10 protein-coding genes and 1 pseudogene are annotated in these 10,434 nt (G+C 67.0%); 4 read left to right on the forward strand and 7 right to left on the reverse strand.

The genetic code is table 11. The annotated features are described in order from the left end of the window. Positions 1-503: 503 nt before the first annotated feature. On the reverse strand, positions 504-1,616 hold the full coding sequence (locus QHF83_RS31675) for a sigma-70 family RNA polymerase sigma factor (protein WP_282421730.1): 1,113 nt from the start codon (positions 1,614-1,616) through the stop codon (positions 504-506). A gap of 57 nt (positions 1,617-1,673) precedes the next feature. Here QHF83_RS31675 and QHF83_RS31680 point away from each other — a divergent pair, with 57 nt between their 5' ends. Further along, entirely contained in the window at positions 1,674-2,624 is a 951-nt protein-coding gene (locus QHF83_RS31680) for a hypothetical protein (RefSeq protein WP_282421731.1), read from the forward strand. Positions 2,625-2,628: 4 nt separating this feature from the next. On the opposite strand, the gene QHF83_RS31685 is transcribed toward QHF83_RS31680, so the two are convergent. The 5 genes from QHF83_RS31685 to QHF83_RS31705 all read right to left on the reverse strand — a co-directional run bounded on the left by QHF83_RS31685 (position 2,629) and on the right by QHF83_RS31705 (position 7,622). After that, positions 2,629-3,498 (reverse strand): hypothetical protein, encoded by an 870-nt coding sequence (locus QHF83_RS31685; protein WP_282421732.1) that lies wholly within the window; start codon positions 3,496-3,498, stop codon positions 2,629-2,631. Positions 3,499-4,164: 666 nt separating this feature from the next. Next, complete coding sequence (locus QHF83_RS31690) at positions 4,165-4,827, reverse strand: DUF4304 domain-containing protein (RefSeq protein ID WP_282421733.1); 663 nt, start codon at positions 4,825-4,827, stop codon at positions 4,165-4,167. A gap of 91 nt (positions 4,828-4,918) precedes the next feature. Then, the gene (locus tag QHF83_RS31695; protein ID WP_282421734.1) at positions 4,919-5,551 is read right to left on the reverse strand and encodes a DUF4304 domain-containing protein; all 633 of its coding nucleotides are present in this window, start codon (positions 5,549-5,551) and stop codon (positions 4,919-4,921) included. Between the two features lie 19 nt (positions 5,552-5,570). Then, entirely contained in the window at positions 5,571-6,767 is a 1,197-nt protein-coding gene (locus tag QHF83_RS31700; protein WP_282421735.1) for a hypothetical protein, read from the reverse strand. A gap of 657 nt (positions 6,768-7,424) precedes the next feature. After that, positions 7,425-7,622: a hypothetical protein gene (locus tag QHF83_RS31705; protein WP_282421736.1), complete on the reverse strand. Its 198-nt coding sequence runs from the start codon at positions 7,620-7,622 to the stop codon at positions 7,425-7,427. 23 nt (positions 7,623-7,645) lie between these two features. Between QHF83_RS31705 and QHF83_RS31710 the strand changes: the two genes are divergently transcribed. The 3 genes and pseudogenes from QHF83_RS31710 to QHF83_RS31720 all read left to right on the forward strand — a co-directional run. Then, positions 7,646-8,176: a hypothetical protein gene (locus QHF83_RS31710; RefSeq protein ID WP_282421737.1), complete on the forward strand. Its 531-nt coding sequence runs from the start codon at positions 7,646-7,648 to the stop codon at positions 8,174-8,176. A gap of 133 nt (positions 8,177-8,309) precedes the next feature. Further along, positions 8,310-8,435 (forward strand): hypothetical protein, encoded by a 126-nt coding sequence (locus QHF83_RS31715; RefSeq protein WP_281326798.1) that lies wholly within the window; start codon positions 8,310-8,312, stop codon positions 8,433-8,435. An 87-nt stretch (positions 8,436-8,522) separates the two neighbouring features. Then, a pseudogene (locus tag QHF83_RS31720) lies at positions 8,523-8,702 on the forward strand (hypothetical protein); the annotation flags it as partial. A gap of 76 nt (positions 8,703-8,778) precedes the next feature. On the opposite strand, the gene QHF83_RS31725 reads toward QHF83_RS31720, so the two are convergent. Next, positions 8,779-10,434: SBBP repeat-containing protein (locus QHF83_RS31725; RefSeq protein ID WP_282421739.1), on the reverse strand; the 1,656-nt coding region annotated here is incomplete at its 5' end.

Below are 10,434 nucleotides of genomic sequence, written 5' to 3' on the forward strand. Positions count from 1 at the left end.
TGCGCATGACGCGATCCTACCGCTCGCCTGCTACACGAGGCAATCGCCGGACGACCCCGAGTGCTGCATGCGAAAGCGGGCCGAGGCTGACGCGGAAGGAATCGATGAGACGAGCCGACGAGCGCCCCTGGACGACGGCGCCGGATGTGCTCGCCCGAGCATGTCCCCAGCGCCGCCGTCCACGAGCGGCGACATTTCGCCATCGAACGAGAAAACCCCTCCCCTCCCGAACCGAAGCGTGCTGCCCTGACGCACTTCTCTGCCTGACGAATGCCGCGATCCGGGAGGGGGAGGTGGGGGCGCTGCCCAGACTCGACGCCCCCAGCGAACCCACATGCACGAAGCGCGCGTAGGGGTTTCCTTCGCGCATGCGGATTCGCTGCGAGCGTCGAGCGAACGATTCGCCGTCCCCAGCGGAGCCGCGTGCTGCCCGGGTCTTCCGTGGCCAGGAGCGCAGGTGCACGCGGATCCGCTGCGAAGGGCGAATGCTGACCTTCGCGCCGCTATTCTACGTTCCCGTCCTGCATCGCCCGTCGCACAGCGGTGACGGGTTCGCCATGGCGAATGGCATTCGCGTCGATGACCTCCTGCATCGAGCGCTCCTTGTAGGCTCGCGGGCGTCCCGGCGCGCGTGGAGGCCGTGATTCGATATTCGTCCTCGGCGGAGGCGATTCTGTATGAGGAGCGCACAGCAAGACGCTCTTGCAATCGATTGGGTACGTCGAAGCGCGCCCGAGGGTCGCCTCCGCCCGCGCGTGTGTTTCCACATGCCGAGGCATGGCCTGCGGATCGCTGGCCGGCGTGCTCCCCAGGAGCACGGCTCCCGCTGCAAAGCTCCCGAGGACACGCATGGGCGCCCGCGCGAAGGAAGCGAAGGCGTGCGTGGAGAAGGCGGCGACGCGCGCGCGCGCTTCGCGCACGAGCGTGATGAAGACGAGCAGAGCAGAAATGGTGACGGGCGCGCGCCGGCGTTTGGCGGGACGCTCGGTGCCATCCACGAAGGAACGCGCCTCGCTCAGCGCGGCGTTGAACTGCGAGTAAGCCGTCGTATAGGGAAGCCCGCGCTCCGCGGCGATTTGCGCGATCGGCTTCTCTTGCAGGAAGTGCTCGTCCAGGAGCTCCCGCTTCCCCGAGGGGAGGGCATCGACCGCGGCCTGCGCCGACGCGATGTCTTCGTAGCCCCGCATATCTGCATCCGTATCCGTGCTGAGGAGGTTTGCCAGGTCCTCCGGCTCCGTTGGCATTTCACGATGCCCGCGCCGGTATTCGAGGACGAGCACCCGGACAATCCCGCATAACCACGCAAGCCAGCCGCGCTCATCCTCTACGGGCGGGCGCTCGGATTTTTCTTTCTGATATGCCACGACGAACGCATTATGGACGACGTCGTCCACATGATTCTCATCGGCAAGCCCACGTCGCGCGACCTTCACCATGACGGCCCTGTATCGACGGAGCCGCGCCGCGGACACGCCGAGCGCGTCTGCCCGAGCGTCGAGCCGAACGAGGCCCGAGCTGGGAGGTTGGTCCGACGCGCCTGGGATGAGAGAGGAGCTCACGCTCCTAGATGTCGCCAGGAGGGGCGATCTACGAAAAAAATCTTTCGGCCTATTCACTTTTCCGGCGAGCGGACGCGGCGGTGGGCGGCCCTGCTCGGCTGTCTGTCCGGGCTCGTGCTCTGGCCGGGGCGGGCGTGGGCGAAGGAGAAGGCGGCGCATCGGTTGGATTTCGAGGCGGATCGGTGGCCCCCGGCCTGCAACCAGGAGGAGGATTTCTCTGCGGCGCTGTCGAGCTGGGTGCCGTCGAGGGGGATCGACGCGGGCGCAGAGCGCGTGCTGGAGGTGCGGGTCAAGCGGCTGCCGGATGGCGGGAAGGCAGCGACGGTGCGGGTGAAGAGCGCGGCGGGGGAGGTGAGCGGCGAGAAGACGACCGAGTACCCGCCGGCGACGGAGTGCCACAAGGTGCTGTTCTGGGCGGCGTTCGACGCGGCGATGCTCATGGGGTGGAACGTACGATGGGAGCCGGAGCCGCCGCCGCCGTGTCCGCCATGTCCGCCGGCGCCTGCGCAACCGACTCCGCAGCCGTGTCCGCCTCCGCCTCCGCCTCCGCGGCCGCCGCCTCCTCCGCAGCCGAACCGGTTTTTCGCGGGGCTCGGGATCGGTGCGTTCTGGAACGTGGCGCCCGAGCCGTTCTTCGCGCCGCGGGTGACGGCCGGGTGGAACGTGTCGCCGCGGTTCGTCGTGGAACTCGACTTCGCTGCGCGGCCGTGGATGACGGCGACCCCGCAGGACGGGCCCACGGCGGTGGACGTGGATGCGTACCTGGGGACGGCGGCGGGGTGTTACCGGTTTGGGGGATTCATGGCGTGTGGGCTGGTCGCGGGGGGTGTGTTGCTCGGGAGCGGGACGAACCGCACGTATCGGCAGGAGTACACGACGCCTCTCGTGGGCGTGGGCGCGCGGGTGGAGGCCGAGGTGCCGCTCGGGGAGCATCTGTTGTGGCGCTCCAACGTGGATGTGTTGGGGTTTCCGGTGCCGCGTCAGTTCGCCGACTACCGCGGTGTGCTGTGGCAGCCACTCCCGCTGGCGATGAGCGCCACGACGTCGCTCGTGGTTACCTTCTAGCGCGTCAGGACGTGGGCACCGCGCAACATACCGTCACGGGTTTGTCAAGGGTCAGTTCGCCGATGACCGCACCGCCGCTCGGGGCACAGGTGCCCTTCGTATAGTTGAGGAGCTCGGCCGTCTTCCCGCTGAACTGGGTGCCGGGCATGAAGGGGTCACACGGAGCGACCATCCCCGTGGAGATTGGGCGTGCGATGGCGATCTGAGAGCAGCCAGGGCTGCTCCAGACGGAGATCAGCGCATCACACGTCCCGCCCGTCGGTGCACCGCAGGTACAAGCCGAGCACTCGCGTTCGTCCTTCACCACGCCGTAGAGGAGGTGCCTCTCCCCGCCCCACCCCTCCGGGCACAGGTGCTCGCCCTCCCGGAAGATACAAGAGGAGTAGTCCTCACTCGCTGGCCCGCAGACCTTCCCGCTTTGCTCGGCGCAGGCCAGCCACGGTTCGGCGCGTTCGCACACGCGACCAAGCGGCGTCTCCGGTCCACCGTTCCAGAACTTGGGGATCTCCTGCGCCGGGTCTCCCTTCGTGCGCGCTTTGCACGGCTGCTCCTCGATCACCGGAGGTGAGATGGTGATCGATCGGACGCACGGCACGCCGCCGCAAAGTGTGGCGGAGGGGATTGCCTTGTCCTGATTGCAGGTCCCGTCCCAGTTTGTCGGCGGGTCGAAGTTTGTCTTGACACCGCCCCCGGGATCATCACAGCCGGCGGAGCTGACGGTCCAGGTCTGCGGCAGCGTGCATGTCCCTTCGGGCTCGTCGCACGAGCACTCGCCGCATAAAAGAGGAGGAGGGGCCGGCGTACCCTCGAACGCGAGGATCGCAGCATCGTCGGGGCACGGCGGCGGCTCACGCCAGTCCGAAAAAAAGGCCACGAGCCTCCAATCTTTGGGGGCCTCGTCAACACACACACCACCGCCTGGGCAAAGCGACGACATCCCGCCATCCGCCCCGCCGTCATCCACACCGCCATCGAAGCACTTCGGCGGCAGCGGAGGCGGACCGTCACACGCGTTCGGGCAGTCCCACGGGATGGGCTTGGGCGTCCAGACTCCCGGACGATCCGGATCCGGGCACGACTCCGGATAGGGACACGGACAGCACTCGTCTCTCGGCAACCCCGGTGGGCAGTCTGAACCAACCGAAGTAGGTCCACACCCGGACGCCCCGCCAAACGCCGCCCCCCACCCCGCTACGATCACGAGTGCCGCTGCCATTGCTCTGCGCATGGCGCGATGCTACCGCTCGCCTGTCCCCGGGGCAATACCCCAGACAAACCTGGGGGCCTGCCGTCGCGAATGGACGCAAAAGGGGGCGGCCGACACGAGCGTCTTGGTGCTACTCGGGTCAGGAGCGCACGCCCAGGGTCGGCCTCCGGGGACAACCCTTATCCGAGACAAACGGGCTTGTCAAGCCCGGGACAAACGTGCGGGGCGGTTCCGGGACGAACGTGCGAGGGGGTCACTCGCCGAGCCACGCGAGCGTTGCAGGCTGGTCCATGCGTGACCCGGGGCCCGTCCTTCGTTTGTTTGACCTTTCCGTCAGTCGTCGTCACACGAGAAGCGCGCGAAGAACGCCTCGTCGGTCTCGGCGCCATAACGCTTCTTGGTCTTCGACTTCTCCCGCTCGATGCATTCGCGACACTTGTCCTTGCACCCGAGCCGCTTCCAGAGGATCGCGGCGAAGAAGAGCTCGAACGTATCTTCACGGGGATTGATGCACCGGTCCTCCTTCTTGCGGGGCTGCGTGAGGAACTCGGCGACCGCGCGTTCGTCCCGGAACCGATCGAAGAAGGGCAGGGCCGCCGTCTCCACGAGCCTTCGTAGCTCCTGCCCGACTTCGTTGTCCTTTTCGGGCCCATCGGAGGACGTGAGATGCCACCACGGATTGCCCGCCGGTGTCAGGAATCCGGGCCGCACGGTTAAGAGTCCCTGGAATGCTTGAGGCGCCTTTGGTTCTTCGCGGCTCGGATTGCCGTATGCCTGCTTGACCCCCGGCACGTAAATCCCGCAATTCGTGGTGAAGCTGTACTTGTCGGCCGTGTTGAGGTCGTCACTCTCGTGCTGGAAGAGGTGCTGGACGCTCCCCAGCTCCCGCACATACACGATCCCTCGTTTCTTGAAGCCCGCCTCGTGGAGCGTAGGGGTGACCCAAGTCTTGAAGATGTGGCTCATTCTGTTCTGTAGGGCTCGCTTGGGGTTCATCACCGCCTCGTATCGATCCCCGTCCCGTTCCTCTCCCGAGCGGAGCCGACCCGCGAGCACGCCCGTGGGCCGGCCCATTGCAGCAATCGCATCAGTCGTCGTCACACGAGAATCGCGCCAGGAACTTCTCGGGCAAGGGGCTATAACGCTTCTTGGTCTTCGACCGCTCCCGCTCGATACATTCGCGACACTTGTCCTTGCACCCCAGCCGCTTCCAGAGGATCGCGGCATAACAGAGCTCGAACGTCTCCTCGAAGGGCATGACGTGTCGGTCTTCCTTCCTGCGGGGCTGCGAGAGGAACTCCGCGACCGCGCGTTCGTCCCGGAACCGATCGAAGAACGGCAGGGCCGCCGTCTCCACGAGCGTCCGCAGCTCCTGCCCGACTTCGTCGTCCTTCTCGGGGCCATCGGAGGACGTGAGTTCCCACCACGTGAGGCGGCGCGCCGGCATCAGGAAATTGGGCCGCACGTTCAGGAGCCCTTGGAATGCACGAGGCGCCTTTGGTTCTTCGAGGCTCGGATTGGCGAACGCCGGGAAGACCCCAGGCACGTAAATCCCACAATTCGTCGTAAAGCTGAGCTTATCGGCCGTGTTGTAATCGCCACTCTCGTGGTTGAAGAGGTGCTGGACGCTCCCCAGATCGCGCACGTATACGATCCCTCGTTTTTTGAAGCCCGCCTCATGGAGCGTGGGCGTCACCCACGTCTTGAAGATGTGGCTCATTCGGTTCGGCAGGACTCGCTTAGGGTTCATAATAGATCACACGTCCCCTCTTGCCTGTAGCTGCTTCATATTTCTTCATCTGGCGCTTGCCCGCTGCTTTACCGGTCGGCGTGTTCGGCTTGAGCTCGATCGGGTGTTTCTGTGGCGTGAGTGCGTCGGGCCGTAGTTCCTGGCCGTCCTTCGTGAAGACACGCGGTCTGGGATCCCAATCCTTTCCCTCTTTCTGCTTCGCCTCGACCTTCTTCTTGAACTCCTCATGCTCCTTCCGCCCCCGCGCCGCCGCCGGCGTCTCGCCTCCCCGCTTCGGTTTGGCCTGCGGTGGTGGGTCCACCGCGCTCCCGTTGCCCGCCTGCCCCGCCGCCGTACCGTTCGGCTTCCCGACCGGCTTCGTCCTCGTCTTGACCGTCGTCTTCGGCGCGGGTTGCGGCGAGCCACTTCCCGTTGACAACGACTGCCCGTTGTGCCTCTCACCGGGCTTCTCCTTGGACTTCGGGACGAAGTTCGGATGCCGCGCATGGCAAAGCCCCTGGAGGCACTCCCTGGCTCGATCGTCCGCGAGCGCGGAGGTCTCCGCCGGGCTGAGCCCCCAGTCCTCATACGCCTGCGCCGCGTTCGCCGGCAACTCCCTCGGCTCGGCTGGCTCGGCCGGCTTTACCTCGTGGATCGCGGCCGGCTGTTTGTCCGCGACGACCGGCTCCGCCTCGCGCCGCTTGACGAGCACCCTCGTGCAGCCCCCCGCGCCCGTCCCGCTCCGTCGCCTCGCTTGACCTGGCTCCCGATACGCCGTGCACCGCTCCTCCTCCGGCGGCCTCGCGATCGGCCGCGGCAGCGGCCTCGGCCCCTCGGCCTTCTTGGCCTCGCCCTCCTTCTCTTCGGCCTCCCTGGCCTTGGCCTTCTCCTCCGCCGCGACGACCCGCGGCTTCGGCGGCGGCGTCCTCGCCGGGCATTCGAGCGTGTTGTACGGAATCGGCAAGAGCCGCGCGCTCGCTGGAGGCGATTCCAAATCGAATACGAAAATGGGACTGCCATTGCCCCTCGCGCGGTCCACCTCCCGCACCCCAAAGAAGGGCGCGCCGTCGGCGGTGACCCCCCAGATTCGTTTGTCCTTCGGCACGTTCGGCGGACGCACGCAGACGTGGACCACGTTCGGCGCCTCGAAGATCCGTGCCATCGTCGGATCACGCGAGGCGGCGCACCCGGACAGAACGAGCGACACCACGACCAGCGCGGCGATCGCCCAAGGAATGGTTGAAGGAGCGCGAGGACGACATGACACATCGTGGATCCGGCGGATCGGACGATTCGCTCTCTGCATGGACCTCTCCCGTGCCTCGGAATGGTCCGTCCCTCGCCCCCATCGGCGCGGCAGCCATTCGAGCTTTCGGTCGCGGGCCAAGCCTCCCCGCCCCCGCGGCGGCGTGTGCGTGCCCGCGTTCTTCCTGACGATCCGTTCTGCAATACCCCTCCGCGCGGGCGCAAGAGCGATCGTCGGCGGCTCGGACGCACAATGTCCGCACGCAAGGGAGACGGGCAGGTCGGCACGCGCGTGGAAGTCCTCGGCGCACGGCGCCAGCCCCGCCGCACGATGCACGACCCGGACCGAGACGGCCGGCGAGGGCAGCCGGGCCAGGAGGTCAGCCGAACGAGATCGAAGGGCCTCGATGGCAGGATGCGACAGCCCGAGCTCTCGATTTCACATCCCGACTTCGCGATTTCTCGGCCCGACCTCGGGATGCGGGAACCCGATTCAACGTCCGATCATCCCGACCTCGGGGTCCCGTATCAGGACATCGGGATATTTCATCCCGCCTTCCCGATGAAATATCCAGACGTCTGGCTCCAACACCCCGACCTCGGGATGCGGGAACCCGATTCAACGTCCGATCATCCCGACCTCGGGGTCCCAGATCGAGGCATCGGGGTCGCCTATCGAGACCTCGGGGTCCTCCATCGCGAGGTCGGGCACCGCCATCCCGACCTCGAGGTCCCAGATCGAGACCTCGGACTCCAGCATCCCGACCTCGGGGCCATATTTCGTTCTTGACAGATCCTGCGAGCTGTAGCCTACCATCCTGTTTCCACCAACGAGGAGGGATGATGGCACGTATCGAAGGCCCCCCCTACACGGGGCCGCTGGTGATCGATCTGACCGCCCAGAAGCATCTCCTGGTCGACGTCCCGCCGGGCGGCCTCAAAGGCGCGCGCGGCGCGCAAGAAGGGCTCCCGGGCGTGCTCAGCGAGCTCGCACACGCGATACCCAAGTATGGCGAGGAGGCGGAGATCCATCCCGCCGCCTATCAACGCGTGCTCGACGCGACGGTGGGTATCGACGCCCTCACCGTCGAGGAGGCGAGGCTCGAAAAGGCGCTCGAAGTCGCGCGCGAGTCGAAGACCCGCCTGATCAACAACCGCGAGGAAGACCTGAGCGAGATTGGCGCGAAGGCCCTCGACAAAGGCACCAAGGGCAAGAAACCCGAGTTCCTTTCGTATTTCGAGCAAACGATCGCATATCGCTCGCAAGCCGCGACGAAGGCCGCCGCCACGCGCAAGAAGAACGAGGCGAGCGCCGAAGCGAGCAAGAGCGCGCTGTCGAAGGGCCAAGGCGGGGAGGGATCGGAAGCGTAGAGGAGCTTCCGTTCCTTCCCCCGCTTCCAAACCCGTTTCCGCCCCCGCTTGCGCTCCTATCCTACCGCCTAGGGATCAGGCGGCTCAACGGCTCTTCCACGTGTCCGGATGACGTCGCATGTGCATAACCGCGATGATTTCTATTCTACGCACCATCGAGAAGCTCGACCTCAGCCGCGTCGATCTGCCGGCGGCGCTCGTCCGCCTCCTCGATCCGAGCGAGTACGCCTCGGCGAATGTCTCCGAAGCCTTGGCGTAGACGGGAGGGTCGTGTCGCGTGAATGCCGTGGTCAGCGGAGAACGATCGCGTCCGCGTCCGCCTCTGTTCTCACCGCTGTTGTGCTCGCGAGTCGAGCACACGCGCCCCGAGGCCGGCGCCTGCTTCGAGGACAACAACTGGCGCGGCCTGACGTCGTACGACTCGGGCTCCGTCATGCACTACCCGCAGTGCAACGGGACGAACTCCTGGGCGCTCACCCTGACGACCAAGGACAAGCAGGGCGCGGCCTCGCTCTACGGCGCCCCGTGATTCGCTGAAGGTCCGATCGAGAAAAAAGGGCCTGGCCGAGCGCCAGGCCCTTTCTTTTTCAGGGGTGGTCCTCTCAGGGCTCGAGCTTCGCGAGGAACATGTCGAACCCGCCAGCGGACGTGAAGACGTCGCCGCCGAAATCGATCATGCCCTCGAAGCCTCCCGTCACCCAGACGTTGGCCAGCGGGTCGATCGCGACAGCTTCGCCCGACTGGTACGTCATCATGCCGCTGCCGTACCGGCGGAGCCAGAGCTGCCCGCCGCTCGGGTCGAGCTTGGCCACGAAGACGTCGGGCCCGCTCGCGCCCAGCACCGAGGCGCCGCCGAAGCTCAGCTGGTTGGTGAAATTGCCCGTGAGCACGATGTTGCCGAAGACGTCGGCCGCGATGCCCGCACCACGCTGCTCGTCCAGGTCGCCGAAACGCTTGCTCCACACGTGGTTGCCCATGGCGTCGAACTTCGCGACGAACCCGTCGCCGCTGGTCGCGCCGTCCGCGCACGTGAGCATGCCGCCGCCGAGATCCATCGAGCCGGCGAACTCGCCCGTGACGAGCACGGAGCCTTGGCCATCGACGGCCACCGCTGACGCCTGCTGGCGCGCGTCGTCGCCGTAGCGCTTGCTCCAGAGGTGCGTGCCGAGGCTGTCGTACCGGGCGATCACGGCGTCGTAGTTGCCCGCGCTCGTGAGCGCGCCGCCGCCGAAGTCGACGGTGTTCTCGAAGGCCCCGACGAACGTGACCTGGTCGTCGGAGGTCACCGCGACCCCCAGACCGTGCTGCGAGCCCGTGCCACCCAAACCCTTGCCCCATAGCGGCTGGCCGGTGGGCGAGAACTTGAGGAGCAGGGCGTCGAATCCTTCGATCCCTTGGATGATCCCGACGAAGTTGAGGTCGCCCGAGTACTGGCCGGTCACGTAGGCCGCGCCCGTGGAGTCGACCGCGATGTCCAGGCCCTGCTCGGTCCCCAGGCTGCCGACCGTCCGCGTCCAAACGTGCGCGCCGTCCGTGGTCAACTTCGCCGCGAAGAGATCGTCGCCGCCCACGCTGGTGCTGGAGACGCCGCCGAAGTTGATCGAGCCATAAAACGAGCCCGTGATGTATACGTTGCCCTGGGCGTCGACCGCGATGCCCTGGCCCTCCTGGTCGCCGGCACTGCCGAACCGCTTCGCCCAGAGGACGTCGCCCATCGAGTCGTATTTCACGACGAGCACGTCGCGGCCGCCCGCGCTCGTGAGCGTGCCGATGGCGCCGCCGAAGTCGAGCGCGCCCTCGAAGATGCCGATCGTGTAGACGTTGCCCTGGACGTCGACCGCGACGTCGGTGCCGATCTGTAGCTGCGTGTTGCCGAACGGCTTGCTGGCCACGTGGTCGCCCGTGCAGGCGAGCGCCATGCCGCTGCAGTCCTCGTCGGCCGCGGAGGCGCAGTCGTCGGACGAGGGCAGGACCTCGCCGACGCACGCACCAAACTCGCCGTTCGGCTCGCAGGTCTGCACGCCGGCCACGCAGAGACCGACGTCCTGGGTGCCGTCGGGGCCCGAGTAACACGGCTGCGTGGTGCCGATGGTGCAGCCCATGCCGCCCTGGCCGCCCATGCCGCCCCCGCCCTGGCCGCCGGTGCCGCCCTGGCCGCCGGTGCCGCCCATGCCGCCGGTACCGCCCATGCCGCCCCCGCCCTGGCCGCCGGTGCCGCCCATGCCGCCCCCGCCCTGGCCGCCGGTACCGCCCATGCC

The organism is Polyangium sp. 15x6, assembly GCF_029960785.1.
Taxonomy (GTDB): domain Bacteria; phylum Myxococcota_A; class Polyangia; order Polyangiales; family Polyangiaceae; genus Polyangium.